This window comes from Hydrogenovibrio sp. (assembly GCF_965140365.1).
Lineage (GTDB): Bacteria > Pseudomonadota > Gammaproteobacteria > Thiomicrospirales > Thiomicrospiraceae > Hydrogenovibrio.
In genome coordinates this window covers 1494457-1519464 of sequence record NZ_OZ223196.1, presented here as the reverse complement: position 1 = coordinate 1519464, position 25008 = coordinate 1494457, and the positions used below count along the sequence as shown (strand labels likewise).

The 25008-nt window shown below is 49.0% G+C and carries 26 protein-coding genes; 13 read left to right on the top strand and 13 right to left on the bottom strand.

Annotated elements, in window-relative coordinates; genetic code table 11:
• The first annotated feature begins 46 nt into the window (after nucleotides 1–46).
• A complete protein-coding gene (fur, locus tag AC0KH7_RS07355; RefSeq protein WP_472372112.1) occupies nucleotides 47–457 on the top strand; it encodes a ferric iron uptake transcriptional regulator in 411 nt (136 codons plus the stop codon).
• A gap of 73 nt (nucleotides 458–530) precedes the next feature.
• On the opposite strand, the gene AC0KH7_RS07350 is transcribed toward fur, so the two are convergent.
• Both AC0KH7_RS07350 and ettA read right to left on the bottom strand, forming a co-directional pair.
• Nucleotides 531–1451, bottom strand: coding sequence for a GGDEF domain-containing protein (locus AC0KH7_RS07350; protein ID WP_472372110.1), 921 nt, complete (start codon nucleotides 1449–1451; stop codon nucleotides 531–533).
• Nucleotides 1452–1489: 38 nt separating this feature from the next.
• Nucleotides 1490–3160 carry an energy-dependent translational throttle protein EttA gene (gene ettA / locus AC0KH7_RS07345; RefSeq protein WP_472372108.1) on the bottom strand — a complete coding sequence of 557 codons (1671 nt, stop codon included), beginning with the start codon at nucleotides 3158–3160 and terminating at the stop codon, nucleotides 1490–1492.
• Nucleotides 3161–3399: 239 nt separating this feature from the next.
• Here ettA and glyA point away from each other — a divergent pair, with 239 nt between their 5' ends.
• From glyA to thiL, 8 genes are all read left to right on the top strand, one after another.
• Complete coding sequence (glyA, locus tag AC0KH7_RS07340) at nucleotides 3400–4671, top strand: serine hydroxymethyltransferase (RefSeq protein WP_472372106.1); 1272 nt, start codon at nucleotides 3400–3402, stop codon at nucleotides 4669–4671.
• Nucleotides 4672–4706: 35 nt separating this feature from the next.
• Nucleotides 4707–5171: a transcriptional regulator NrdR gene (nrdR, locus tag AC0KH7_RS07335; RefSeq protein WP_029938293.1), complete on the top strand. Its 465-nt coding sequence runs from the start codon at nucleotides 4707–4709 to the stop codon at nucleotides 5169–5171.
• Complete coding sequence (gene ribD, locus AC0KH7_RS07330; RefSeq protein ID WP_472372104.1) at nucleotides 5171–6355, top strand: bifunctional diaminohydroxyphosphoribosylaminopyrimidine deaminase/5-amino-6-(5-phosphoribosylamino)uracil reductase RibD; 1185 nt, start codon at nucleotides 5171–5173, stop codon at nucleotides 6353–6355. The genes nrdR and ribD overlap by 1 nt, the downstream gene beginning before the upstream one ends.
• Before the next feature lie 8 nt (nucleotides 6356–6363).
• On the top strand, nucleotides 6364–7020 hold the full coding sequence (locus tag AC0KH7_RS07325) for a riboflavin synthase (RefSeq protein ID WP_472372102.1): 657 nt from the start codon (nucleotides 6364–6366) through the stop codon (nucleotides 7018–7020).
• A 20-nt stretch (nucleotides 7021–7040) separates the two neighbouring features.
• On the top strand, nucleotides 7041–8153 hold the full coding sequence (gene ribBA / locus AC0KH7_RS07320; RefSeq protein WP_472372100.1) for a bifunctional 3,4-dihydroxy-2-butanone-4-phosphate synthase/GTP cyclohydrolase II: 1113 nt from the start codon (nucleotides 7041–7043) through the stop codon (nucleotides 8151–8153).
• A 214-nt stretch (nucleotides 8154–8367) separates the two neighbouring features.
• Nucleotides 8368–8829 (top strand): 6,7-dimethyl-8-ribityllumazine synthase, encoded by a 462-nt coding sequence (gene ribH / locus AC0KH7_RS07315; RefSeq protein WP_472372099.1) that lies wholly within the window; start codon nucleotides 8368–8370, stop codon nucleotides 8827–8829.
• Nucleotides 8830–8845: 16 nt separating this feature from the next.
• Nucleotides 8846–9331, top strand: coding sequence for a transcription antitermination factor NusB (nusB, locus tag AC0KH7_RS07310; protein WP_472372097.1), 486 nt, complete (start codon nucleotides 8846–8848; stop codon nucleotides 9329–9331).
• Nucleotides 9332–9434: 103 nt separating this feature from the next.
• Nucleotides 9435–10400: a thiamine-phosphate kinase gene (gene thiL, locus AC0KH7_RS07305; protein ID WP_472372095.1), complete on the top strand. Its 966-nt coding sequence runs from the start codon at nucleotides 9435–9437 to the stop codon at nucleotides 10398–10400.
• A 40-nt stretch (nucleotides 10401–10440) separates the two neighbouring features.
• Here the strand turns inward: thiL and AC0KH7_RS07300 are convergent, their stop codons facing one another.
• Nucleotides 10441–12978 carry a methyl-accepting chemotaxis protein gene (locus AC0KH7_RS07300; protein WP_472372093.1) on the bottom strand — a complete coding sequence of 846 codons (2538 nt, stop codon included), beginning with the start codon at nucleotides 12976–12978 and terminating at the stop codon, nucleotides 10441–10443.
• A gap of 144 nt (nucleotides 12979–13122) precedes the next feature.
• Nucleotides 13123–14187 (bottom strand): 3-deoxy-7-phosphoheptulonate synthase AroG, encoded by a 1065-nt coding sequence (aroG, locus tag AC0KH7_RS07295; protein ID WP_472372091.1) that lies wholly within the window; start codon nucleotides 14185–14187, stop codon nucleotides 13123–13125.
• Nucleotides 14188–14431: 244 nt separating this feature from the next.
• Between aroG and AC0KH7_RS07290 the strand changes: the two genes are divergently transcribed.
• Nucleotides 14432–14725 carry a DUF3579 domain-containing protein gene (locus AC0KH7_RS07290; RefSeq protein ID WP_472372089.1) on the top strand — a complete coding sequence of 98 codons (294 nt, stop codon included), beginning with the start codon at nucleotides 14432–14434 and terminating at the stop codon, nucleotides 14723–14725.
• 18 nt (nucleotides 14726–14743) lie between these two features.
• Here the strand turns inward: AC0KH7_RS07290 and AC0KH7_RS07285 are convergent, their stop codons facing one another.
• The 5 genes from AC0KH7_RS07285 to AC0KH7_RS07265 form a co-directional block, all read right to left on the bottom strand.
• The gene (locus AC0KH7_RS07285; RefSeq protein WP_472372087.1) at nucleotides 14744–15538 is read right to left on the bottom strand and encodes a prepilin peptidase; all 795 of its coding nucleotides are present in this window, start codon (nucleotides 15536–15538) and stop codon (nucleotides 14744–14746) included.
• 11 nt (nucleotides 15539–15549) lie between these two features.
• On the bottom strand, nucleotides 15550–15840 hold the full coding sequence (locus AC0KH7_RS07280; protein ID WP_068649080.1) for an STAS domain-containing protein: 291 nt from the start codon (nucleotides 15838–15840) through the stop codon (nucleotides 15550–15552).
• 99 nt (nucleotides 15841–15939) lie between these two features.
• A complete protein-coding gene (gene queD, locus AC0KH7_RS07275; protein ID WP_472372085.1) occupies nucleotides 15940–16323 on the bottom strand; it encodes a 6-carboxytetrahydropterin synthase QueD in 384 nt (127 codons plus the stop codon).
• A gap of 92 nt (nucleotides 16324–16415) precedes the next feature.
• Nucleotides 16416–17291 (bottom strand): polyprenyl synthetase family protein, encoded by an 876-nt coding sequence (locus AC0KH7_RS07270; protein ID WP_472372083.1) that lies wholly within the window; start codon nucleotides 17289–17291, stop codon nucleotides 16416–16418.
• 94 nt (nucleotides 17292–17385) lie between these two features.
• Nucleotides 17386–17988, bottom strand: a complete 603-nt coding sequence (locus AC0KH7_RS07265; RefSeq protein WP_472372081.1) for a peroxiredoxin — start codon at nucleotides 17986–17988, stop codon at nucleotides 17386–17388.
• Between the two features lie 212 nt (nucleotides 17989–18200).
• Here AC0KH7_RS07265 and AC0KH7_RS07260 point away from each other — a divergent pair, with 212 nt between their 5' ends.
• The gene (locus AC0KH7_RS07260; RefSeq protein WP_472372079.1) at nucleotides 18201–18833 is read left to right on the top strand and encodes a CBS domain-containing protein; all 633 of its coding nucleotides are present in this window, start codon (nucleotides 18201–18203) and stop codon (nucleotides 18831–18833) included.
• Between the two features lie 10 nt (nucleotides 18834–18843).
• On the opposite strand, the gene AC0KH7_RS07255 is transcribed toward AC0KH7_RS07260, so the two are convergent.
• The 3 genes from AC0KH7_RS07255 to AC0KH7_RS07245 form a co-directional block, all read right to left on the bottom strand.
• Nucleotides 18844–19773 carry an exopolyphosphatase gene (locus AC0KH7_RS07255; RefSeq protein WP_472372077.1) on the bottom strand — a complete coding sequence of 310 codons (930 nt, stop codon included), beginning with the start codon at nucleotides 19771–19773 and terminating at the stop codon, nucleotides 18844–18846.
• Between the two features lie 131 nt (nucleotides 19774–19904).
• A complete protein-coding gene (gene trxA / locus AC0KH7_RS07250; RefSeq protein ID WP_472372075.1) occupies nucleotides 19905–20276 on the bottom strand; it encodes a thioredoxin in 372 nt (123 codons plus the stop codon).
• Nucleotides 20277–20308: 32 nt separating this feature from the next.
• Nucleotides 20309–21703, bottom strand: coding sequence for a class II fumarate hydratase (locus tag AC0KH7_RS07245; RefSeq protein WP_472372073.1), 1395 nt, complete (start codon nucleotides 21701–21703; stop codon nucleotides 20309–20311).
• A 119-nt stretch (nucleotides 21704–21822) separates the two neighbouring features.
• Between AC0KH7_RS07245 and AC0KH7_RS07240 the strand changes: the two genes are divergently transcribed.
• Both AC0KH7_RS07240 and AC0KH7_RS07235 read left to right on the top strand, forming a co-directional pair.
• Nucleotides 21823–23760 carry a hybrid sensor histidine kinase/response regulator gene (locus AC0KH7_RS07240; protein WP_472372071.1) on the top strand — a complete coding sequence of 646 codons (1938 nt, stop codon included), beginning with the start codon at nucleotides 21823–21825 and terminating at the stop codon, nucleotides 23758–23760.
• Between the two features lie 96 nt (nucleotides 23761–23856).
• The gene (locus AC0KH7_RS07235) at nucleotides 23857–24555 is read left to right on the top strand and encodes a response regulator (RefSeq protein ID WP_472372069.1); all 699 of its coding nucleotides are present in this window, start codon (nucleotides 23857–23859) and stop codon (nucleotides 24553–24555) included.
• Nucleotides 24556–24626: 71 nt separating this feature from the next.
• Here AC0KH7_RS07235 and AC0KH7_RS07230 read toward each other — a convergent pair whose 3' ends face one another.
• Nucleotides 24627–25007 carry a DUF6858 family protein gene (locus AC0KH7_RS07230; protein ID WP_472372067.1) on the bottom strand — a complete coding sequence of 127 codons (381 nt, stop codon included), beginning with the start codon at nucleotides 25005–25007 and terminating at the stop codon, nucleotides 24627–24629.
• Nucleotide 25008: the final 1 nt, after the last annotated feature.

Below are 25008 nucleotides of genomic sequence, written 5' to 3'. Positions count from 1 at the left end.
TTTATTATACACACTACTGAAGTTTTAATAAGGAATCTTAAGTTCGATGAGCAGCGCTGATTTAAAAAAAGTTGGTCTTAAAGTGACCTTGCCTCGCTTAAAAGTGTTAGAAATTCTCGAGCAGGAAGGGGATGAACATCACTTGACGGCGGAAGACGTTTACAAAATGCTGATTGACCAAGGTGAGGAAGTTGGCTTGGCGACTGTGTACCGTGTTTTGACTCAGTTTGAGCAAGCCGGTATTGTGCGACGTTTGAATTTTGAGAATAATATCTCCGTATTTGAGCTGGACACCGGCGACAACCACGATCATTTGGTGTGTTTAAAAACCGGTAAGGTCAAAGAGTTTGTTGACCCGATCATTGAAGAGCGTATTCAGGAAATTGCCAAGGAGAAAGGCTATAATCTTTCCGCTCACAGTTTAGTGATCTATGGGACCTTGAAAGACGAAGAATAAAATTCGGTTTCAAAGGAATATAAAAAAACCGCCAGGCCTGGCGGTTTTTTTATGTCTGTTGAAAAGGTCGGTTTTATAATATCTTGGTTTTTTCGCGCGTCCCTTCCAGGGATTTGATGGCTTTATTGACGCGTTTGAAAAGTACTTGGCTGTCTTCTTCGTTCGGTTCCCGTAAATCGGTGACACCGGCATGGCTGGTCAGGCAAGTGGTCTCATTTTCATCCAACGGGATGGTTTGAGCGGAAATGGTTTCCTGTGCCAATTTGGTGATTCGAAAAGCATCCACCGCCTTCACTTCCGGTAAAACAATCATAAATTGGTCGCAGCTTAAGCGGCCAATGTAGCCCAATTCACCGACCACGTTTCGAATGGCGTGTGCGGCTGTTAGAATGGCCTTGTCACCCATTTCATGTCCAAAGGCATCGGTAATGCGCTTAAAACAATCCAGGTTGATTTTTGCCAGCGATAATGGCCGATTGTTCAAGCGAGCTTTATTCAACTCTTCGTCAACAATTCCCAAGAAGTAGTCTCGGTTATAGAGATCCGTGAGGGGGTCGTTGGAGGAAAGGCGCTCAATTTGCTCTTCCATGTGTTTGCGATGGGTGATATTGATGGCCAGCCAAATAACCGCCGGCTGGTCGTAAGTATTCTCTTCCAAAGGGTAAACACGCGCTTCATACCACTGGCCTTCCGTTGTGGTTAGGGGTTCGATCCCTTGAACTTCGGTGTCGGCCAGCTGGTATTCGATTTCCTGAAGATGATTGGCGCGAATCGCTTTGTTGACGACTTTCAGAAAGCGTTCAGCCATTTTTTCAGGAAGAACATCGGCGTATTTTTTACCGATCAAACTGTGACCATCCGCATACAGCGTACGCTCCTGACCGCCGATAACGTCTAAATAGGTGCCGTCCTGTCCCATCACAAAGATCGGGTCCGGCATCGCATTCGCGATGGCTTCAATGTGCGAGTGCATTTTTTCAAACTGTTCGGCCATACTGTGTTTCCTCTGTAGTGGGTCTGAGTGGGCAGAAATTAATTTTTAATAACCGGTTTGTATTTGATTCGGTGTGGCTGGGCAGCATCGGCGCCTTTGCGACGCTTGAGGTCTTCCTCGTAATCCGAGAAATTGCCCTCGAACCATTCTACATGAGAGTCGCCTTCAAAAGCGAGCATGTGTGTGGCGATTCGGTCCAAGAACCAGCGGTCGTGGGAGATTACGACGGCGCAGCCTGCAAAGTCCAGCAAGGCCTCTTCCAGGGCGCGTAATGTTTCGACATCCAGGTCGTTGGTCGGCTCATCGAGCAATAATAAGTTGCCGCCACTGCGCAGCGTTTTCGCTAAGTGGACTCGGTTGCGCTCACCACCCGATAACTCGCCAATGCGTTTTTGTTGGTCATTGCCTTTGAAGTTAAAGCGACCACAATAAGCGCGGGCATTGATTTCAATATTGCCGACCATGAAAATGTCGTCGCCTTCGGATATTTCTTCGTAAACGGTTTTGCTGTCGTCCAGTGCATCACGGGATTGATCAACATAGGAGAGTTTGACGGTTTCACCGTATTCGATGTTGCCGGCGTCTGGTTTTTCTTGCCCAGTAAGCATTTTAAATAGGGTGGATTTACCGGCACCGTTTGGCCCGATGATGCCGACAATGCCGCCTTGCGGTAATTTGAAGTTCAGGTCTTCGATTAATAAACGGTCGCCGAAGCTTTTGGAGATATTGTTCACTTCGATGACTTTTTCACCTAAGCGCTCGGAAACCGGAATGAAGATTTCCTTGGTTTCGTTGCGTTTTTGGCTTTCCTGGCTGCTTAATTCATCAAATCGTGCCAAACGGGCCTTGGATTTGGCGTGGCGTCCCTTGGCATTGGAGCGGACCCATTCCAATTCGTGTTGGATGGTTTTCATGCGAGCGGCTTCTTGTTTGGCTTCCATTTCCAGGCGTTTTTCCTTTTGCTCTAGCCAGGAAGAATAGTTGCCCTGATAAGGAATGCCTTCACCGCGATCCAGTTCTAGAATCCACTCGGCGGCGTTGTCCAAGAAGTAACGGTCGTGCGTGATGGCGACGACGGTGCCGCTGAACTCCAACAGAAAGCGTTCCAGCCAGGCAATGGATTCCGCATCCAAATGGTTGGTCGGTTCGTCCAGCAGCAGCATGTCCGGTCTTTCCAGTAGCAGCTTGCATAACGCCACTCGGCGGCGCTCCCCGCCGGAGAGTTTGGTCACGTCCGCTTCCCAAGGTGGTAGGCGCAGTGCATCGGCTGCGATTTCCAAGGTGCGGTCCAAATTGTGACCGTCTTTGGCTTGAATCAGGTCTTCGATTTCCGCTTGTTTCTTTGCCAGAGCGTCAAAGTCGGCATCTGGTTCGGCGTAGGCGGCGTAGATGGCATCCAATTCCGCCAGGGCGTCTTTGACTTCTTTGACGGCTTCTTCCACATTGCCTCGAACGTCCATATCTGGATTGAGTTGGGGTTCCTGAGGTAGATAACCGATTTTAATGCCTGGTTGTGGGCGCGCTTCGCCGACAATATCCGTGTCGATGCCCGCCATGATTTTCAGCAGTGTGGATTTCCCGGCACCGTTCAAACCCAATACACCGATTTTGGCTCCCGGGAAAAAGGATAGGGAGATGTCTTTCAGGATGTGTTTGTTTGGCGGAACGATTTTTCCAACGCGATTCATGGTGTAAACAAATTGTGCCACGATATTACCTCAGGTTGTTTTGGTTCGAAGGTGTTTTAACTTAGCCGTTAAAATTTTAGGATGTTTTCAGGCCAGCTTTTTGAAAAATCCATAAAAATGCCTATTTTACAAACTTGATCATCCGCTTGTGAAAATAATTCAAGTTAAACCACCGGTTTTGTCGTTTAAACCCTGAATAATTTGGTAAAATTTCTCTTTTAAATTCAGTAGTACTTATTTTCTGTTTGGAGACCTTTAGCATGTTTGATAAGAATATGACCATTGCCGGTTATGATGATGCACTTGCGGATGCGATGAATGCAGAAGCGCAACGCCAGGAAGATCATATCGAATTGATCGCTTCCGAGAATTACACCAGCCCGCGTGTAATGGAAGCGCAAGGCTCTGTGTTGACCAACAAATATGCTGAAGGGTATCCGCACAAACGTTATTACGGCGGTTGTGAGTACGTCGATATTGTTGAACAATTGGCCATTGATCGTGCGAAGGAATTGTTTGGCGCCGATTACGCCAACGTACAGCCGCACTCAGGGTCGCAAGCCAACGCGCCGGTTTACATGGCGTTGTTGGAACCGGGCGATACCGTGCTGGGAATGAGTTTGGCGCACGGTGGTCACTTGACGCACGGTTCGCACGTCAGTTTTTCCGGCAAAATGTACCATGCCGTCCAATATGGTTTGAACACCGAAACAGGTGAAATCGATTATGAAGAAGTCGAGCGTTTGGCGAAAGAGCACAAGCCTAAAATGATTATCGCCGGTTTCTCGGCTTATTCCCAAGTGGTTGATTGGCAGCGTTTCCGTGACATTGCCGATGCCGTTGGCGCGTATTTGATGGTGGATATGGCGCACGTAGCTGGCTTGGTTGCGGCGGGCGAATACCCGAATCCGGTACAGATTGCTGACGTTACCACCACAACAACGCATAAGACTTTACGCGGCCCAAGAAGCGGGTTGATTTTAGCCAAAGCGAATCCTGAAATTGAGAAAAAATTGAATTCGGCGATTTTTCCGGGTGCGCAAGGTGGGCCTTTGATGCATGTCATCGCGGCCAAAGCTGTTGCCTTCAAAGAGGCGATGGAACCGGAGTTTAAGGATTACGCCAAGCGCGTTAAAACGAACGCCAAAGCCATGGCAAACGTCTTTATGGCGCGTGGTTACGATGTGGTTTCAAAAGGCACTGAAAATCACCTCTTCTTGGTCAGCTTCATTGAGCAAGGCTTGACTGGTAAATTGGTGGATGCGGCGTTGGGCGAAGCGCACATCACCATCAATAAAAACTCGGTTCCGAATGACCCTATGTCACCATTTGTGACCAGCGGGATTCGTGTTGGGACGGCGGCATCAACGACGCGTGGTTTCACCGAGGAAGATTCCGTGAACTTGGCCAACTGGATGTGTGATGTCATTGATTCTTGCAACCAGGAAAGCGAGTCTTGGGACGAACAGGTCATCGCAGACGTTCGCGAAAAAGTAAAAGCATTGTGTGCCGCAAGACCGGTGTATAAATAAGCCACTTTGATAACAAACAACGGTGACCGCAAGCTATGCATTGTCCTTTTTGTAACGCGCCAGATACCAAAGTAATTGATTCCCGCCTGGCCACGGAAGGCAGTCAGGTTCGGCGTCGGCGTGAATGTATGCGTTGCGGTGAGCGCTTTACAACCTATGAAACCGCTGAACTGACCCTGCCAAGGGTCATTAAATCCGACGGTAATCGTGAAAAATTTGATGACGATAAAATCCGTCGCGGGTTGATTAAAGCGCTGGAAAAACGGCCGGTGGAAAGTGAAGTTATCGATCAGGTTGTCAATCGCATTCATAAGCAGTTGACTGCGGAAGGGGTGAAGGAGATCCCTTCCTCTCAAATCGGTGAACTGTTGATGGATGCACTTCGGGAACTTGATCAAGTGGCCTATGTCCGTTTTGCTTCCGTTTATCGTTCCTTTCAGGACGTGAACGCTTTCCGCGAAGAAATTGAAAAACTGGTGAAAGCCACCACTTCCCAATAATGATGTCTTCTCGTTCCAATACGTTTTCTAATTTCGATATCCAGATGATGACACGGGCAATGGCGCTTGCTCGTCAAGGTGAATTTTCCACCAAGCCGAATCCGGCCGTCGGCTGTGTCATCACAAAAGACGATAACATCCTCGCCGAAGGTTGGCATCAACGAGCCGGCGAGCCACATGCGGAAAGAGTGGCGTTGGCCGCCGCTCAGGAGTCAGTGGAAGGTGCGACCGTTTACGTCACGCTGGAACCCTGTTCGCATTATGGTAAAACACCGCCGTGTGCCGATGCCTTGGTCGCAGCCAAGGTCGCTCGAGTGGTGGTGGCGATGGAAGATCCGAATCCATTGGTCTCCGGTCAGGGCTTGGCGCGATTGGAAAACGCCGGTATTGCGGTGCAATGTGGTTTGTTGGCGGATGAAGCCGAAGCCTTGAATGCGGGGTTTGTACATGCCATGCGGTGCAAATTACCTTATGTCCGCTTGAAGATGGCGAATAGCTTGGACGGCCACACGGCGATGGCCAACGGGGAAAGTCAGTGGATCACCGGTGACGCCGCTCGCCATGAAGTGCACCGAATGCGGGCCAAAAGCGGCGCTTTGGTGACAGGGATTGGAACTGTCTTGGCGGATGACCCAAGTATGACCGTGCGGTTGCCGGAAGCCGAGTTGCAAGCCATGCATTTGTCGGAAGCGGACAGCCACCCGATTCGCGTGGTGTTGGACGCGCATTTGAGTATGCCGTCCGACGCGAAAATACTCTCTCAGCCGGGCCGTACTATCTTGATGACCTCGCGTGAAACGGTTGATGGTCAACCGACACTCGTAGAGTTGCTGGCTAATGCCGGCGCGGAAATCGTTGCGGTGGAAGCCGATGGCGATAAGTTGGACATTCTTTCGGTGCTGGAGTACCTTTATCAAGAAGAGCGGGTCTTTGATGTGTTGGTGGAAGCCGGCGCCATTGTGGCGGGGGCTTTTTTGCAATCCGGCTACGTAAACGAACTGCATGTATTTATGGCACCGTGCCTGATGGGGCACGAAGCCAAACCGATGTTCTTTTTACCAGGCCTGGTCGAAATGAGTGATAAAATGCCGTTTCAATATCAGTCGGTTCAAACCGTTGGAAATGACTTACATCTGGTTTTGAAGCCGGTTTCCCAAGCAGCCACTCCGGCGACATCTTTTTAGGAGCGCACATGTTTACAGGCATTATCGAAGCAGAAGGCACCATTCGAAAAATTCAGCCCGTCAATGGCGACGCGAAAATGACCATCGCCACCGGAAAACTGGATATGAGCGATGTCAAAACCGGTGACAGTATCGCCTGCAACGGTGTCTGCTTGACGGCCGTGGAACTCGGGCACGATTTTTACGTCGCGGACGTATCGGCGGAAACCTTGAAAGTCTCAACGTTGGGGCATCTGAAGGTCGGTTCGCAGGTGAATCTTGAAAAGGCACTGCGCTTACAGGATCGATTGGGCGGCCATTTGGTCAGCGGCCATGTGGACGGCATCGGAAAAGTGATCTCGATTCGACAAGAAGCGCGTTCTTGGCGTTACCAGATCGAATCACCGGTGGCGTTGAGCAAATACATTGCCGCGAAAGGTTCTATCTGCATCAACGGCATCAGTTTGACCGTGAATCAGGTGGAAGACAATACATTTGATGTTAATATTGTGCCGCATACGCGGCAAGAAACCACGATTAAGGATTTTCAGGTTGGCACCGAAGTCAATTTGGAAGTGGATTTACTGGCGCGCTATTTGGAACGGATGCTGACTGCGCCGCAAGATGATAAACAAAGCCCGGCAGGTGTGACCGAAACGCTTTTGGCCGACCGCGGTTTTATCTAACGAAATTTCTGGAAAGAGACATGCAGTTAAACACGATTGAAGAAATCATTGAAGATTATCGCCAAGGCAAGATGGTCATCCTGATGGATGACGAAGACCGGGAAAACGAAGGGGATGTGATGATTGCCGCCAGTGCGATTACGGCGGAGCATATCAACTTTATGGCACGTTACGGGCGAGGCCTGATTTGTTTGACCTTGACCAAAGAACGCTGTCAACAATTGCACTTGCCATTAATGTCGCGTACTAATCAGGATACGCACAGCACCAGCTTTACGGTTTCCATTGAAGCCGCAGAAGGGGTGACGACCGGTATTTCAGCGGCAGACCGTGCCACCACGATTCAAGCGGCCATCAAACCGGATGCTACGTCGGCGGATATCGTCACACCGGGCCATGTCTTTCCCATTATGGCCAAGCCTGGCGGTGTTCTGGAGCGCGCCGGCCATACCGAGGCGGGTTGTGATTTGGCGCGTTTAGCCGGTTTGGAGCCCGCTTCGGCCATTGTGGAAATCATGAACGAAGACGGCACCATGGCGCGTCGCGACGACCTGGAAGTGTTTGCTCAGGAGCATGGTATTAAGTTGGGTACGGTAGCGGATTTGATCCAATATCGTTTGAAAAATGAAAAAACCATCGAGCGAGTATCCGAATGCCACATGCCAACCGAGTACGGTGATTTCCGTTTGATCGGCTATGAGGATGTTTTAGAGCATCGAGCGCATATGGCCTTGGTTTACGGCCCGTTAGATAGCACTCGGCCTACAGCGGTTCGCGTCCATATGTTGGATACGCTGTGCGATCTGTTTGACTCCAAGCGCAGTGAATGCGGCTGGTCGTTGCGTTTGGCGATGAAGCAAATCGCGCAAGAAGGCTCTGGTGTGATCGTTATTTTGCGTAAGCATGAAGAGGGCGCCGAGTTGTTGGATAAAATCCAGCAATTTCAGATGAAAGACCGCGGCATTAGCCAGCCGGAAACGCAATCGGAAGACGATGCCAAAACTTATGGTTTGGGCGCGCAAATCCTGTCTGATCTAGGACTGAAAAAATTAAAAGTCATCGGTTCGGCTTGGCGCATGAGCGCGTTGGGCGGTTTCGGCTTGGAAATTGTAGAGAATATTGAGAAAATATAAGAGAGCCTTGCACGAGATGGATACACGGCTAAAAATGGCTAAAATCTTCCTGAATGTCGTTGAAAAACTCGTTAATAGCTAGCTATTAGCGTCGTTTTCCGCCTAATTCAGAAAAATTTTATCTCATTTTTTCCTCGCGTCCCACTCGTGCAAAACTCTCTATGAGATTGAGGCGCTCAAGCGGCCACAATGAATTGAAAAATAGGGTATGAGAATGAAAATCATCGAAGGAAATTTGACGGCGGAAGGGTTGAAAATCGGTCTGCTTGTTGGGCGTTTTAACAGCTTTATCGTTGACAGCCTGGTTAAGGGTGCTGTAGACACCATCGTACGTCATGGTGGCTCGGAAGCTAATATTGAACAAGTTTTTGTGCCGGGTGCGTTTGAAATTCCAATCGTGGCGCAAAAAATGGCCGATTCCGGTAAGTACGACGCTATTGTGGCTTTGGGTGCGGTCATTCGAGGCGGTACGCCGCATTTCGATTACGTGGCCGGTGAATGTGTGAAAGGCATCGGCCAGGTGGCGTTGAAAAGCGGTACTCCGGTATCGTTCGGTGTTTTGACGGTGGATACCATTGAGCAAGCCATTGAGCGTGCCGGTACCAAAGCCGGTAACAAAGGTGAAGAGTGCACTTTAGCGGCGATTGAAACCGCTAATGTGTTAAAACAGTTTTAATGGATTTCGGAACACTATGAATCGATCGGATTTTAAGCCCGGCGACGGTGTCGAGGTGGCAGAAGAAGAGGGGCCGGTAAGCCCTCGTAGCCAATCGCGCCGTGTTGCACTGCAGGCCTTGTATCAATGGCAGATGAATCATGCTGAGCCATTTGACATCATCAAGCAATTTTCAGAAGACGGCTTGTTGGGCGATGTCGACGCGTCTTTGTTTCGTGATTTGGTCAATAGTGTGACCGGCCAGGTCACGGAACTGGATGCGATTTTTGCGCCGTTTTTGGATCGTGCTGTGGCGATGATCGATCCGGTGGAAAAGAACATTCTGAGAATGGGGGTTTATGAGCTTCAGTCGAAGCCGGAAATCCCTTATCGAGTGGTGATTAATGAATCCGTTGAACTGGCGAAACGCTTTGGTGCGGAAGAAAGCCACAAATACATCAATGGTGTTTTGGATAAAGTGGCTTTGGAGTTACGCAGTCTGGAAAAAACGCAAATGGACTGACCCCAGGTTCTTTTCGGTCATTTAAAAAGCCAGAGCTTGCTCTGGCTTTTTTGTTTGACCAGAGAACGACCACAAAGTCCTTTTAACAAGAGATAAAGAATGCATGGCGCATGAATTTGATTTGATCCGAACCTTTTTCCAGCCTTTATCGCAGGTTGCGACACCGGATATCGGGATTGGCGACGATGGAGCGGTCTTGTCCTGCCCTCAAGGCCAACAATTGGTGGTGGTGACCGATACCCTGGTGGAAGGCGTGCATTTTCCAATCGATACCGCACCGGAAGACATCGGCTGGAAAGCGTTGGCCGTCAATCTCAGCGATTTAGCCGCGATGGGCGCTTGTCCGGCTTTTTTTTCATTGGCGTTGAGTTTGCCGGAATCGAAAAATCACCTGGCCTGGTTAAAAGCCTTTTCAAGTGGGTTGCGAGATTTAGCGGAAGACCATCAGACTCCGTTGATCGGCGGGGATACCACCCGTTCGGATCGTTTAACGGTGACAGTGACGGCGCACGGTTGGGTGCCTGCCGGGAAGGCCTTGCGGCGTTCCGGTGCGAACCCGGGGGACGGTCTTTACGTTTCCGGTCATATCGGCGATGGTGCTTTGGGATTGATAGCCGTCAACGAATCATTGAACGTCGAAGATTACGCCGGTGCCTTGCAAAAATTGAACCGGCCCGAGCCGCGAGTGGCGTTGGGAAGTTTATTGTCTGATCTGGCCAGCAGTGCCATTGATGTTTCCGATGGTTTACTGGCTGACATTGAGCATCTATTGGAGGCGTCCCAGTGTGGGTGCGAAGTGAATGTGGCCGCGGTTCCGTACTCGCAAGCCATGCGAGGTTATTTGGCGCAAAACCCCCAGGCCTGGTCATTACCGCTGACGGGCGGCGACGATTATGAATTATGTTTTACCGTGCCGGCTGAAAAAGAAGTGTTGCTGAAAGAGCGAACATGTCATTTGAATTTGCCGATAACGCAAATCGGTCGCATCATCACCGGAACCGGCGTGGTATTGAAAAACGCACCGAAAGGGGTCCAAACCTTGGAACACTTAGGCTATCAGCACTTTTAAATTGACCTTGGCCTTTATAAACCGCTTAAACAATTGGCTCTTAAGCCGTCTTGTCGGTCAGTAACTTTTCTTCGCCAACGTCGTCATCATGAGGGTCTTCTTCATTTTCATCCATTTCGTTGGCGGGCGGTAAGTCTGTGACCGCATCGCTGGCTTTAAGCCGGAAGTTCAACAAACGTTCCTCAACCCCTTTTACGCTGTCGATGATGCTGGTTGAGGTGTGCGTCACTTCTTCCACCAACGAGGCGTTTTGTTGGGTGATTTCGTTGATTTCCAACAATGAATGGTTCACTTGTTCGATGCCGTGAGACTGGTGGTTCAGCGAATCGTGCATGGCGGACATCATCGATGAAATTTCGTCGATGGCTTGAGCGTTCTCTTCAAAAGCTTTTTTGGTGAGTTCGCTGAGTTCAATGCCTTGTTTGACTTTTTTCAAGCTGTTTTGAGTCACTCCCTGAATGCTGTGCGCCGCATCACCGGACTTGGACGCCAGATTACGGACTTCGCTCGCCACCACGGCAAACCCACGACCTTGTTCGCCGGCACGTGCCGCTTCAACCGCCGCGTTCAACGCTAGGAGGTTGGTTTGGAAAGCAATGTCGTCAATGACCTGGGTAAAGCTGGCGATTTCCTCGCTGGCGGCTTCGATTTCGCTGATGGCTTCGACCATGCTGTTGACGATATTGACGCCGGATAAGGTATTTTCCTTGGCCTGGGAACTTCGGTTATTGACCGTTGACGCATTAGACAGGGATTCATTGACCTGATTGATCATTTGTTGCATGTGGTTCATGGTGTTTTGAATGGCCTGGGCTTGTTGGTTGACGCGCTGGTTCAAGTCCTGATTGCCCAAGCTGATTTCCTGCACACCACTCACGGCATCGGAGGAAGCATTTTGCACGTCGGCCAGCATGTCGCTGATGTTGGTGGCCATATCTTGCATATTATCTTTCAGTTCTTTCAGCTTGCCTTCAAATTCGCCTTGGATTTCGAAAGCGAAGTTGCCTTGACGGAAATGATCCAATGTGTGGGATTTTTGAGTGATGGCTTCATCCAGTTTGTCCAGGGAGTTGTTCAAATAGGTTTTCAGCTGGGTTAAATCCCCCGGCATATCCAGTTCGATGCGCTTTGAAAAATCGCCTTTATTCATCATTAGCATCACGTCCTTGACCGATTCGATGGCTTGACGTTGGGTGGTCATGGCATCGTTCAGGCTTTCGACCACTTTGCGATAAGCCCCTTGGTATTGATCGGCCGATTCGCTGAAAGCCAAGTTGCCTTGTTGGATGGCTTCACTCATGTTCTGAATGGAAGACATGGTGTGGGAAATCTGGCTGACGGAATCGTTGAAGTTTTCTTTCAGGCTGAGCAGATCGCCGGCATATTCTTTTTCGACGTGGCGATTAAATTGGCCGTGGGACAGGGCGGTGCCGACTTGTTGCAGTTCACCGGTAATGTGACGGAAAGAACCGATCAGGTCGTTGATGCTGTTGCTCATTTCGACCAGCTCGTTTTTACCTTTAAGGGTTTTCCATTGCGCCAGTTCACCGCTTTGGGCAATGCGGGCGATGGTTTTCTTCATGCGATGCAGCGGGCCGGTTATGGAGGTGACGACCAGCAGGTTTAATAAAAGAATCAAAATCAGTCCAATCAAACTGAGCAGACCTAAGCGGTAGATTTGTTCATTGGACAGTTGGTTCAGTTCTTGAATCAGGCCAGAGGTGGTTTGTTGGGATTCCGAGGACAGAAAGTTGATTTGCTGGTTGGCTTGGTTAATCAAAGCAATCAGTGAATTGTTGTTCTCGGTTTCCGTGTTCAAATAATCTTTAATGTCGCCGAAGGATTCCTGAAAGCCATCTCGCGCATTATTTAATTCGGATAGGGTGTCCATCCAGGCAAAGTTGGAACCGAGTTCATCGTTTAAAACCGATAAATCGGTATCGGCAATATCGCCCAATCCGTGTTGATCAAATAACGTATTGACGCTGGTATCCTTTGTGGAAATCAGTTTTCCGAGCATTAATTGCGAGTCGGCCAGGCGTTTTTGCAGATTTTTGACGGCAGTCATCAAGGCCTCGGAATCTTGAATCTCAGGACTGACGGCGAGGCTTTTAAGGGTTTTTTCCATGGTTTCCGCGGTGGGTGTAATGCCATACTCCAAGGTATTGTTGATTTCATTTTTTAGGAAAACGTTGGAGTTGGTGACTTTCTTGTATTGGCGCAGTACCGTTTCAATGGTGTGAATGACTTCCTGGTTTTCGGGGGACGTCAGTACGTTCAACATCTGCTCGGTTTGTACTTTGAGCTCATCGATGGCTTGGTTGAACTTTTGGTTGGAGGCTTGGCTGCGCGTCAAGATGTATTCATTCGATAACTGGGTGGTCAGAATCAGCGATTGCTGTAAATGGGCGATACGACTGGTGTGTTCTTTCTGTAACACGGAGAGCGCATCGGCTTTGGTTTGCACATCGGAGAGTGATTGCCAGCCGATATAGGCGATGGCGGACATAAACCCGATGGATAACAGCGTGTTGATGAACAGTCGTAGATTGATGGAAATGTAATTGAAAAACTTCATATCGCCTTTGAGGCTCCTTAAATACCTGTTATGGAAATAACAGTTTCAGTATATAAAAGGAATGTGACAGCGGGATGAAGTTTAGAGGAAGACATCCTGTCCTTGTTGGCTGAAGGACGGGATGCCATCAATAAGACAGAACGGTTATTTTGCAGCGCGGCGGGCGCGAACGCCGGTGGCTAAATCTTCCAGTAAGGTGAGGCTGGATTCCCAGCTGATGCAGGCATCGGTGATGCTTTGACCGTAGGTTAGAGGTTGACCCGAAACCACGTCCTGGCGACCTTCAATCAAATGGCTTTCCACCATGGCCCCCATAATATGGTCGGCGCCTTTGCTGAGTTGATCTCGAATCGATTGGGCGACGACAAGCTGTCTTTCATGTTGTTTGCTGCTGTTGGCATGGCTGCAGTCAATCATCAATTTTTTCTGAACGCCGGCTTTTTCCAGTTCGGATACGGCTTGATTCACGCTGTCTTCATCGTAGTTCGGGCCGTCGTTGCCACCACGCAGGATGACGTGACAGTCCGGGTTGCCGTTCGTGGAGAAAATCGCGGAATGGCCCATTTTCGTTAAGGATAGGAAAATGTGCGGGTTGTTGGCGGCGCGGATGGCGTCAACGGCGATTTTAAAGCCGCCGTCGGTACCGTTTTTAAATCCAATCGGGCAGGAAAGGCCAGACGCTAATTCACGGTGCCCTTGGCTTTCGGTGGTGCGTGCCCCAATGGCCCCCCAGGAAACCAAGTCGGCAATGTACTGTGGTGAAATCAAATCCAAAAATTCAGTGGCACAGGGAACACCCATGTCGTTGATGTCGACGAGTAGGGAACGGGCGGCTTCCAATCCTTTATTGATTTCAAACGATTCGTTCAAGTCGGGATCATTAATTAGACCTTTCCAACCGACGGTTGTACGAGGCTTTTCGAAGTAAACACGCATGACAATCAACAAATCTTTTTCATAGTGAGCGATCTGCGCTTTCAGGCGTTCAGCGTATTCTCGCGCCGCCTTGGTGTCATGAATAGAGCACGGGCCGATAATGACCAACAGACGATCGTCTTCACCGGTCAGAATGTTGTGAATTTGTTGGCGGGTATCGTACACGGTCTTGGAGGCGTTTTCCGAAATCGGAAACAGTTCGTGCAAGACTTGAGGTGGGCGTACTTCCGTGATCGTCTTTATGCGTAAATCGTCGGTCTGATACTGTGTCATCGTGCTGTCTCTGGTGTCAAATTCATTAACCGTAAAAACGGTATATTATGCCATTTCTGGGACGAAAAAGTTGGCTAAAAATGCGTCCGTGTCATCGGCAATGGTTTTGATAGTTATTTTTTATGAAATTCTGCGGAATTTAACGGGGTTAAGGGTGGCTATTCGAGCGAGTTATGCTAGAATCCCCCGTTAATAAATCGAACATCACACGTCTTAAATTCGGAATTTTTGGAAGAGAAACGCAGTGCATTGTAAATATATTATTGAAGGTTATACCAACGAAGGGCGTAAATTTCGTCCCAGTGACTGGATCGACCGCATCGCGTCGATGATGGCATCGTATGGTTCCTCGCACCGTTTAGTGTTTTCGGAATTGCTGCATCCGGAGTTGTATAAGGGGCAAAAGTGCTTGATTATTGATACCGAGTTGCAGGCCAAGGACCCGGCGATGTTTGATTATGTGATGAATTTTGTTAAATCCAATGATTTGAAAATGTCTGAGGTTTGTGACTCCATGGAGTCTGATCTCGGTTCCTGAGCTCTTTTTTTCCTGTCTTTAGAGTTGTTGAATCAACTCGCTCCCAAACATTAAACTGACCCAACCGCCCAGCGCCAGGAATGGCCCGAACGGGAGTGGGCTGTTAAAACTTCTGCGTTTCAGCAAAACCAATGTCAATCCAACGATTAAACTGCTAATCGAAGCAATTAAAATAATTTGCGGTATCGCCAAGGCACCAAACCAAGCTCCGAGTGCGGCCAGTAGTTTGAAGTCGCCATAGCCCATACCTTCCTTGCCCGTTAACCCCTTAAACGTTTGAAAGATGGCCCATAGGATCAAATATCCGGTTGCGGCGCCAAGAATAGCCTGCTCCGGTGTGGTAAACATACTTTGGGTGTTGAGGATAAGTCCTAGCCATAATAAAGGTAGGCTGAGTGCGTCCAGAATCAACTGGTGTTCGATATCGATAATGGCAATCGCCAGCAGTATCCACAAAAAAATCAGACCGTAAATGGCTAACCAGTTGAACCCGGCATGATAGACCAACGTGGCTGAGAGTACGGCGGTGGTGAATTCAATGACTGGATAGCGCCATGAAATGGTCGTATGGCAATGATGGCATTGACCTCGACCCCATAACCAGCTGAACAGGGGGAACAGTCGAAACCAGGGTAAGGTTGCATGACAGTTGGGGCACGCGGAGCGACTAAGTGAAAGGTGTTTGAATTGTTCTGAAGCGTTTAAGTGTAGTAGGCGTGGCCAGCGCCAAGTGAGCATCGACAGGAAGCTCCCGACAATTAACCCCAGAACGGCCGCGAATAAAACAGCTTCTGTCGGATGAATCGTCGGCATGAGGCTAGGCGTCAAGCCATTTTGAAAAGTTTTTCGAAGTTGACGACTTCAAAGACTTTCAGGATATGATCCGATAGACCGGAAAGGGTAATGCGATTGGCGTTTTCGCCTAAATGAGTACGAAGTTGCAACAACATCCCCAAGCCTCCACTATCAATCTGAGAGGTTTGACTGAAATCGATGACAATGTCTTTGAATTCGTTCTCGCAGTAAGCGGCTTGAAATTCGGCGAAAGAATCAATGGTGAATTTGTCGCCGACATACACCCAAAGCGTATCGCCTTTCAATTTACTGTTAATCATTTTGATCTGTCCAGTTTGCTGTTTTCTCTGCTTAGTATAGGGTAAAAAAAATTTAATTGAAAGCTTTCCGAATTGTGACCTCGGTCAAAAAACGAAACCTCAGTCGTCTTCGCTGTAGATGACGCAATTACGGTCGTTTTCCCAGACCGTTAAACTGTGCATTTTCACCGTCTCGGATTGAATGCGCGATTCGATTTCACGGTATAAAAAAACCGCGATGTTTTCGGCCGTCGGGTTTTGCTCTTGGAAAGAAGGGTGATCGTTCAAAAACGTATGATCCAGTTCGGCCACAACTTGTTTAGCGTGCTTTTTGACTTCTTTGAAATCGACCAGCATGCCAATTTCATTGAGTTTGGAACCTTGCACTTGCACTTCGATTTTCCAGTTATGGCCGTGCAGTTTGGCGCAATCCCCGGGGTAGTTTTTCAAACTGTGAGCCGCGGCGAAGTCCAGTAGGGTTTTGAGTACAAATTGTTGTGCCATATCGGAAACCGAATCCAGTGTTGCTAAGTTGGCGACAATTATAGCAAATTTCCATTTGAGATAAGGAAATTTGCATGAGATTTCCAGTGGATTCAGTGGTCACGCTGGGCGATGTATTGAATCAGGTTTTCCAGAAAAGGGCTGTCGATTTTCAGCTGCATCAGTTGGTTTTGGGCTTCCTGGATCAAGTGGTCTCGGAAAGCTTTGGCTTCGTTTATTCCCATGAGTTTTGGATAGGTCGATTTGGCTTGTGCTTCGTCACTGCCTTGCGGTTTACCGAGTTGCTCAGTGGTGCTTTCGATATCCAAAATGTCGTCCTGCACTTGAAAAGCCAGGCCGATCTTTTGGCCTAAATCCGCCAGGCCTGGTCGAATGCTCTCATAACGGGGTGAGGAAACCGCCCCCATGAGGAGGGCGGCCTGAATCAGCGCGCCGGTTTTCATTTCGTGAAGCCGTTGGAGTTGTTCGAGCGAAATGCGTTGACCGGTGGATTCAATATCCAGTATTTGACCGCCAATCATGCCTTCCGGCCCAGCGGCATGTGCCAGAAGGCGTAAGGCTTCCACTTGTGCTGCCGGCGGCAGATGGGTGTCGGTCAAGATAGCTTCGTAGGAGAGGGATTGCTGGGCGTCGCCTACCAAGATCGCGGTGGCCACATCGTATTGGATGTGGCAGGTGGGTTTCCCGCGGCGAAGGTCGTCGTCGTCCATGGCGGGTAAATCGTCATGCACCAGTGAATAACTGTGAATCAGTTCCAGTGCGCAGGCACAGGCGTCTAATCGCTCAATGGGGGTTTCGAGTGCTTCGCCGATGGCATACAGCAACGCCGGGCGCAGACGCTTGCCCTGATTCAGGGTGGCGTATTGAATGGCTTCCAGCAGGCGGGGTGGTATGGACCGCGGCTGTTCCAGAAACTGGGACAGTGTCTGATGGATGCGTTCTTGGTAAGCAATCAGCGTGGTTTTCAAGCTATCTCCCAGGCCTGGTCAAAATTGAATGCCAGTTGTTAGAAAGAAAAAAGGCTGCTCGAAGCAGCCTTTTGATATTTCCTTTCGGAAAGGATTACAGTTCTTCACCGTGCTTGGACAGGTAATCCGCCACACCTTCTGGTGAGTCTTTCATCCCTTCGTCGCCTTTGTTCCAACCGGCCGGGCATACTTCGCCGTGCTCTTCGTGGAATTGCAGGGCTTCAACCATGCGAACCATTTCGTCAACGTTACGGCCTAATGGCAGGTCGTTGACTACTTGGTGACGAACCACGCCGTCTTTGTCGATCAGGAAGGCACCGCGAAGCGCGACGTTACCTGGGTGAACAATGCCGTAAGCATCCATGATGGAGCCGCCTACATCGGCTACCAATGGGAATTTCACCGGTCCTAGGCCACCTTCGTTGACCGGTGTGTTGCGCCAAGCATTGTGCGTGAATTGCGAATCGATGGATACGCCGATGACTTCGGTGCCCAGTTCTTTAAATCTGTCCACACGGTGGTCGAATGCCAAAATTTCAGATGGACAAACAAATGTGAAATCCAACGGATAAAAGAAAACAACCGCGTATTTGCCTTCAATGTGGCTTTTCAGGTTGAAGTCATCAACGATGGTGCCATCGGCTAAAACGGCGGCGGCTGTGAAGTCTGGTGCTTGTTTGGTAACGAGTACTGACATGATTGACAATCCTTTTTAACGTTTCAATTTTGAAGTGCAAATAGTATAGTCAATTTGTGGCGGCTTGAAAACTGCTTTACAATCGAAATATCCGTTTCGGCTTGTTTCCGCGTTCAGGGTGTTTGAATGCTGGGTGGGTAAAATTTATTTAATCCTTTTAAAAACAAGGTCGATAACCACTTTATTGAAGTCTTTTAAAAGGAAATCCGGTTATGTTTATCGTCTATACCCCAGAAGGACGCAATCGCATTCAGCCGGGTGAATTGTCACCGCAATTGAAAGTGGCTCGAACCAAGCGGGTGAACCCGGTCGGTGAATCGGAAATGGACCAGATGCATTTTAAAGAGGCGATGGCCCAGGTGCATGAAAAAACGCAACCCGCGGTAAAAGAGTATCAATCCGTCCAGAACAAGAATGAACGGAAAGCGGTGGTGAAGGTCTATGAAATCATGACCCAACCGGTGATGACCATTCGTGATGACCGCACCTTGGCGCAGGCCTGGCAACAAATGGTGGAAGCGCATGTCCATCATTTACCGGTGCAGGATGAAGCTGGTGAACTGGTGGGGTTGGTGTCCAGCCATGACATTTTGATGCGTGCCGTGGTGGGCGATAACGGTCAGTTGGATATCGGGGGGGAAGGGCTGGTAACTGATGTGATGACGGAACAGGTGGTGACGACCAGAGCTGAAATGGATATCCGACGTGTGGCTCAGGTCATGAGCGAATACGATTTAGGCTGCATTGTTATTATGTCTGACGCTGAGTCGATTCGCGGCATTGTTACGCTGTCCGACATTGTGCGGCGGCTGTCCGAATCGCCACCGCTGGAGATTTACGTATAATTTTGGCAGGTTAACCGTCCTGGTTAATAGCGCTGACCAATTCCTTGAGAACGATGTCCGCTTGCTCGTTGTCGACCTGACAGGTGCCGGCCGCTCGATGGCCGCCGCCATTGTATTTCAGACATAATTCCCCTACATTGGTGTTGGAACCACGGTCCAAAATGGATTTTCCGATGGCGAATACCGTGTTTTGTTTTTGAAAGCCCCACAGTATGTGAATGGAAATATTGCACTGCGGGTAAAGCGCGTAAATCATAAAACGGTTGGTGGGGTGGATGATGTCTTCATGCCGTAAGTCCAAGACCACTAAGTTACCTTGCACCGTTGAGCAACGCTGAATTTGTTCTTTGGCTTGCGCCTCGTGTTCAAAATACAGGTCAACGCGTTCTTTGACGTCGGGCAATTGCAGGATTTGGTCGATGGTATGGTCGCGACAGTAATCAATCAATTCCATCATCAACTGATAGTTGGAGATGCGAAAGTCGCGGAAGCGCCCCAGCCCGGTGCGGGCATCCATAAGGTAGTTCAGTAGCGGCCAACCGGTTGGGTTGAGCACTTCTTCACGGCTGAATTGTGCGGCATCGCTTTTATCGACCGCCTCCATAATGTCATCGGAGACACGTGGAAAGGCTTTTTTACCACCGTAATAATCGTACACAACACGTGCCGCGGAAGGCGCACTGGCATCGATAATGTGATTGTCGGTCTGAGCGTTGCGGACGCTTTCGCTTAAATGATGGTCAAACGCGAGATGGCAGCCTTTGACGTAAGGGAGGTTGGTGGTGATGTCGTTCTCGGTGATTTCAATCTTGCCATCCTGCATATCCTTAGGGTGGACAAACAAAATATCATCAATCAAATCGAGTTCTTTAAGTAGGACGGCGCACACCAAGCCGTCGAAATCGCTGCGCGTGACTAAACGAAATGTCTTATCCGCCATAAAAGCCTCCTTGTACTTGTAAGGTGTTTAGGAAACCTCTGTGATTAAATCCAAACGGATTTAATCACAGAGGTTCCTTAGGTTGTTCAGAACATTTCGTTTAATTTAGCACAAATTGCGCGGATAGAAATTTAAGAATTTTCTTGTTGGGCGGCTTCCAAATCCTGACGGACTTTTGCCATGTCCAAATCGCACAATTGTTGGATGCCTTCTTCCAGATTGGACTCCGGAATCATGCCGGGGTTGGAGAAAACGACAATTTTTTCGCGCATGAATACCAGCGTTGGAATGGAGCGCACTTGGAACATGCCAGCCAGTTCTTGCTGTTCTTCCACATTGACCTTGGCGAAAACGATGTCAGGGTGTTTTTCGGATACGGCTTCGAAAATCGGTGAAAATTGTTTACAGGGGCCACACCATTCGGCCCAGAAGTCCAGAATGACAATGTCGTTGTTTTCGATAGTGGATTCAAAATCTTCGATTTTTAGGTTGGTTACAGCCATTCTAGTCTCCTTGAGCTGGTTTAGTGAACGGATTAGGCATCCGGGTTGGGATTGCCGCCTTGCGTGAGCAGGGCGGGATTCAGGTACTTGCGCAGAGTCTCTTCGTCGAGCTCCGTCATGGCTTTAGCCACGTCCAAAACCGGTTGTCCGGTTTCGTAGGCTTTTTTCGCGATGGCGGCCCCGGTTTCGTAACCGACAACACGGTTCAAAGCGGTGACCAGAATCGGATTGACTTCCAAGGCTTCTTGAATGTTCTGTGGGTTGACGGTAAAACCGGCAATGGCTTTTTCCGCCAGAACCTTGCCGGCATTGGCGGCAATTTCAATGCTTTCCAATAGGTTGCGGGCAATCATCGGTAACATGACGTTCAATTGGAAATTACCGGCCTGCCCGCCAACGGTGATGGCGGTGTGGTTGCCCATGATTTGCGCGGCGACCATGCAAACCGCTTCCGGAATGACCGGGTTGACCTTGCCCGGCATAATGGAGCTGCCCGGTTGTAAAGCCGGTAGTTGAATTTCGCCCAGGCCTGCCAAGGGACCGGAGTTCATCCAGCGCAAGTCGTTGGCGATTTTCATCAAGCTGGTGGCCAGCACGTTTAATTGTCCGCTGAGTTCCACGGCGGTGTCTTGTGAACTGAGGCCGACGAACAGGTTGGCCATGGGTTCGAAATGCACGGCGGTGATGGTGGACAGGTTGGCGCTCACCAAGCGGCTGAATTCCGGGTCGGCGTTAATGCCGGTGCCGACGGCCGTGCCGCCCTGCGGTAAACGGTGCAGTCGAACCTGAGTGTGTTTCAAGCGTTCGATATTGTCCAGAATCAGGTGGCGCCAGGCGGAAATCTCCTGGTCGAACCGAATGGGCGTCGCATCCATTAAATGGGTGCGACCGGTTTTAACGGTTCCGGCCAGCTCGTGTTCTTTGGCTTCCAGGGTTTGAACCAATGCTTCCAGGCCTGGTAATAATTGCTCTTCGACGGCAATGGCGGCTGCGACATGAATGCTGGTCGGAATGACGTCGTTGGAGCTTTGGCTCATATTGACGTCATCATTCGGGTGAATGTCCACTCCGGTCAGCTGTTTCGCCAGTGTGGCGATGACTTCGTTCATGTTCATGTTGGTGCTGGTGCCGGAGCCGGTCTGGAACACATCGATCGGGAAATGTTCCAAATGTTGGCCTTGAATGATTTCTTTGGCGGCGGCTTGGATGGCACTGGCTTTTTCTTCCGAAATCAAGCCCAGTTCCAAGTTACTTTCCGAGCAGGCGAACTTGACATAAGCCAGCGCCTGGATGAAACCGGCGGGTATCGGTTGATGGCTGATCGGAAAATTGTCGATGGCTCTTTGTGTTTGAGCGCCGTAAAGGGCGGATTCGGGAACTTCCAAGGTTCCCATACTGTCTTTTTCAATGCGATAGTGTTGTGTCATAGGAAGCGTCTTTGGCTTATTTTTAGGGCGTTGAGCGGACTCGGCCCCTTTGCTGGTATCTGGTTAAATTTGTTGCTATTCTATCGCATTCATACTCAAAATTATAGAAAGTGTCGCGAATGGATTTGGATAAAAATTTTCTGGGCGAAATGCTGCTCAATAAAACCCTTTGGTGGTGTTTAACTCAGGAAGGTGACGGCGTGAAGTTCAAAGCGTCGCCGGCGTTGCAAGAGATGGTGGGGGCGCAAATTCCGGACTATGCCACCTTTCTTTCCTATTTGATGCCGGAAAGCGCGCACCTGCTTGAGTATAAGTCTCGTGAATTTATGGCGCGTCCGGAAGTGGATGAACGCTTTTTAGTCGGCTTTAAAGTCGACGAAAAGATTACCTGGCTGATTAATAAGCTTCATCTGGCCCATCAAGGGCCGGGCGATTGTCGCGTGCTTTACTCCACTTGTGTGGAAGTGTCGGAGATGTACGCACTGGAAGAGCAGTTGATCGAATCGCACAGTCGTTTGATGATCGAGCAGCTCCGTGCTAAAGAGGAAATGGCCAAAAAAGAAGCGGCGTTGTTGCAACAGCAATACGACGACCAAACGCAGTTTTTGGCGATGCTCAGTCATGAATTGCGCTCACCCTTGATGGGGATGAACAGTTTGGTTTCCGTGGTTAAAAAGAAACAGCAAGCCCATGAAGATGCGACGGACGATCTGAAAACCATGCGGTTGACCATCGAGCAACTGAATTTTCTGATTAATGATATTTTGACGTTCGCTCAAACTGAATTCGGGTCAATTCAATTAAAACCGACGATATTTGAACTCGATCAGTTGGGCGAATATGTCAGTCACCTAACCAAGTCGATTGCGTCGGAGAAAGGCATTTTTGTCTCCTTCGCGATCAGCAGTCGCAATAACTGCTTCTACGGCGATTTAGTCCGGGTATCGCAAATTTTGGTGAATCTGATTGTCAACGCCATTAAATTTACCGAAATCGGCGGGGTGTTCGTTGAAATCCGCGAGTTGGATAATGAATTGGAAATTCAGGTGTCCGATTCCGGAGTCGGAATGGATGAAGCTGACTTAAAAAACATTTTTAAACCGTTCAAGCAGCTGGAATCGGATGCGGGGCCGCGTTATGTGGGGTCGGGTTTGGGGTTGGCCATAGTGAACACCTTGGTTGAGTTAATGAACGGACGGATTTATGTTGAGTCCACAAAAGGCGTCGGCAGTTTATTCACTGTGAATTTGCCGATGGAGGTTAAGTCCTGCCCAACAGGTGACCTCAATGTGGCAATGGGGTGTGATACCTGTTCGGAGCTGAGTGACAGTTTTCGGTGTGAGGATGTTGATGTCTTGATTGCCGATGATTCCAATATCAACCAAAAAGTGCTCGAGACCTTTTTGGAGCAAATCGGTTGTCGGGTCGATAAAGCAAATGACGGTAACCAGGCCTGGGAAAAATTCCAACAGAACGCCTATGACTTCGTGTTTTTGGATATTCAAATGCCAGGCATGAATGGCGCGGAGGTGTGCCAAAAAATTCGAGATTTACCGGCGGAATCCAAACCGCGTTTGCAAGGCGTATTTGCGTTGACCGCGGCGCATACCGTCAATGAAGTCGAGCAGATGGGGATTGAAATCGACCAAAGCATTTTTGATGAATGGGTGGAAAAGCCAATTTCACAGGACAAGATCATTCATCTGCTGCATTGCAAGGAACACGCGGCGACAAAAGCCAATTTAAGCACCTTGAAGGGCGTTAAGCAGATGGAAAGTCTAGCCTTGGATATTCCCGAACACCTGCAGCATCTTGTGCCGCAATTAGTGGAAAGCAGCCGAAAAGAAATTGATGAGATACGAGCCCGGCTTCAGGCTGAGGATGAGGCGGCTATTCGTAAGGTTCTGCACCGCATGAAGGGGAATTTGATGTTGTTCAATATGCCAAGCGTGTTGGATGTGGTGCGTGAAATGGAGCAAATGCCGTCTTATCAGAACCGCTCGGATGTGGAAGCGCGGTTGCGCTTTCTGGAAAATCAATTACGAAAACTGGGGTAATTTTTCAATGAAATTTTTTTGAAACGGTCTATAATGACCAAAATAAAGAAGTTTTACTACGAACTTTTACTCCCAAAACTACAGAAGGATTTTCGCATGGCAAAAGCAAAACCTAAAGTTCTCTTGGCAGAAGATCATGATTTGGTTCGTGCCGGTTTTAAGTCCATCTTGGATTCCGACGGTACGGTCAAGGTGGTAGCCGAAGCTCAAGATGGTGAATCCACACTTGCTTTGATTGACGAAAAACAGCCGGATATTTTGATTATTGACCTGTCGATGCCTAAGTTGAGCGGCATAGCGGTGATCACGCACCTGAAAAAGAAAAAATACGATACCAAAGTCATCGTCTTGACGGCGGCCGAAGCACCGAATGTTTGGAAAGAAGTACTGGATTTGGGGGTAGAAGGGATTGCGCTAAAATCGGTGTCGAAAGAAGAGCTAATTGGCGGTATCAAAAATGTGATTGCCGGTGAGAGTTTTGTTCATTCCGATATTCAGCCAGGTCTGGAAGAATATAAAGCGGAATTGGCCGCACAACAAACCGACGACGTGGAGCTGGACGATAAGCCCAAGCGTCCGAAAAAATTGTCGGTGCGTGAAAAACAGGTTATTAAACTGGTAGCCGAAGGTTATAAGACCAAAGACATTGCCGAAATGTTGGAGATCAGTGACCGAACGGTATCCAAACACCGCGAGAACATTATGACCAAGCTGGGGATGACCGCGTCTGCGGAATTGGTGAATTATGCCAGTCATATCGGTTTGTTGAAAGTCGGGTTGAACGAAATCCACTGATTGCAAACGTTCACTTAGGCATAAAAAAAGGGGCTTTTAAGCCCCTTTTTTTATGGGTTATGACTTGAATCTTAAATGGCTTCCACCCACTCCGTCATCCAGTCTTGTGCTTTTGGGTTTGGCGCTTCCATAAAACTCACGACAAAGTTATCTCCCATATCGGTTACGCCGAACGAGCGAGGGCGAACCGCCATCGCTTGAGGCACCGGTAATTGCATGCCAAAGCAAAAGATGATGTGCTTGGCTTCCAAAATATCCGGTGCCACTTCACCGTTAATGTTTTGAGTATGAGCGGCGTGGTCGAAACGGGCGATGTATCCCGCTTTTTCATTGTCGTTAATACAGTCTTCCAAGTAATCTAAGATGGCATCGACACTTTGATATTGGGTGTCGGATTTAGCAATGGTTTTCGAGAAAACCGGGTATTTGTCATGAAAAAGCGATTGTTCCATG

Coding starts and splice junctions, on each gene's coding strand:
- AC0KH7_RS07260 (WP_472372079.1), top strand. CDS start 18,201: ATGTTTATCGTCTATACCCCAGAAGGACGCAATCGCATTCAGCCGGGT.
- AC0KH7_RS07255 (WP_472372077.1), bottom strand. CDS start 19,773: ATGGCGGATAAGACATTTCGTTTAGTCACGCGCAGCGATTTCGACGGC.
- AC0KH7_RS07235 (WP_472372069.1), top strand. CDS start 23,857: ATGGCAAAAGCAAAACCTAAAGTTCTCTTGGCAGAAGATCATGATTTG.
- glyA (WP_472372106.1), top strand. CDS start 3,400: ATGTTTGATAAGAATATGACCATTGCCGGTTATGATGATGCACTTGCG.
- aroG (WP_472372091.1), bottom strand. CDS start 14,187: ATGACACAGTATCAGACCGACGATTTACGCATAAAGACGATCACGGAA.
- ribBA (WP_472372100.1), top strand. CDS start 7,041: ATGCAGTTAAACACGATTGAAGAAATCATTGAAGATTATCGCCAAGGC.
- nusB (WP_472372097.1), top strand. CDS start 8,846: ATGAATCGATCGGATTTTAAGCCCGGCGACGGTGTCGAGGTGGCAGAA.
- ribH (WP_472372099.1), top strand. CDS start 8,368: ATGAAAATCATCGAAGGAAATTTGACGGCGGAAGGGTTGAAAATCGGT.
- AC0KH7_RS07300 (WP_472372093.1), bottom strand. CDS start 12,978: ATGAAGTTTTTCAATTACATTTCCATCAATCTACGACTGTTCATCAAC.
- nrdR (WP_029938293.1), top strand. CDS start 4,707: ATGCATTGTCCTTTTTGTAACGCGCCAGATACCAAAGTAATTGATTCC.
- AC0KH7_RS07280 (WP_068649080.1), bottom strand. CDS start 15,840: ATGATTAACAGTAAATTGAAAGGCGATACGCTTTGGGTGTATGTCGGC.
- trxA (WP_472372075.1), bottom strand. CDS start 20,276: ATGGCTGTAACCAACCTAAAAATCGAAGATTTTGAATCCACTATCGAA.
- AC0KH7_RS07230 (WP_472372067.1), bottom strand. CDS start 25,007: ATGGAACAATCGCTTTTTCATGACAAATACCCGGTTTTCTCGAAAACC.
- AC0KH7_RS07285 (WP_472372087.1), bottom strand. CDS start 15,538: ATGCCGACGATTCATCCGACAGAAGCTGTTTTATTCGCGGCCGTTCTG.
- fur (WP_472372112.1), top strand. CDS start 47: ATGAGCAGCGCTGATTTAAAAAAAGTTGGTCTTAAAGTGACCTTGCCT.
- queD (WP_472372085.1), bottom strand. CDS start 16,323: ATGGCACAACAATTTGTACTCAAAACCCTACTGGACTTCGCCGCGGCT.
- ribD (WP_472372104.1), top strand. CDS start 5,171: ATGATGTCTTCTCGTTCCAATACGTTTTCTAATTTCGATATCCAGATG.
- AC0KH7_RS07325 (WP_472372102.1), top strand. CDS start 6,364: ATGTTTACAGGCATTATCGAAGCAGAAGGCACCATTCGAAAAATTCAG.
- AC0KH7_RS07240 (WP_472372071.1), top strand. CDS start 21,823: ATGGATTTGGATAAAAATTTTCTGGGCGAAATGCTGCTCAATAAAACC.
- AC0KH7_RS07265 (WP_472372081.1), bottom strand. CDS start 17,988: ATGTCAGTACTCGTTACCAAACAAGCACCAGACTTCACAGCCGCCGCC.
- AC0KH7_RS07245 (WP_472372073.1), bottom strand. CDS start 21,703: ATGACACAACACTATCGCATTGAAAAAGACAGTATGGGAACCTTGGAA.
- thiL (WP_472372095.1), top strand. CDS start 9,435: ATGGCGCATGAATTTGATTTGATCCGAACCTTTTTCCAGCCTTTATCG.
- AC0KH7_RS07350 (WP_472372110.1), bottom strand. CDS start 1,451: ATGGCCGAACAGTTTGAAAAAATGCACTCGCACATTGAAGCCATCGCG.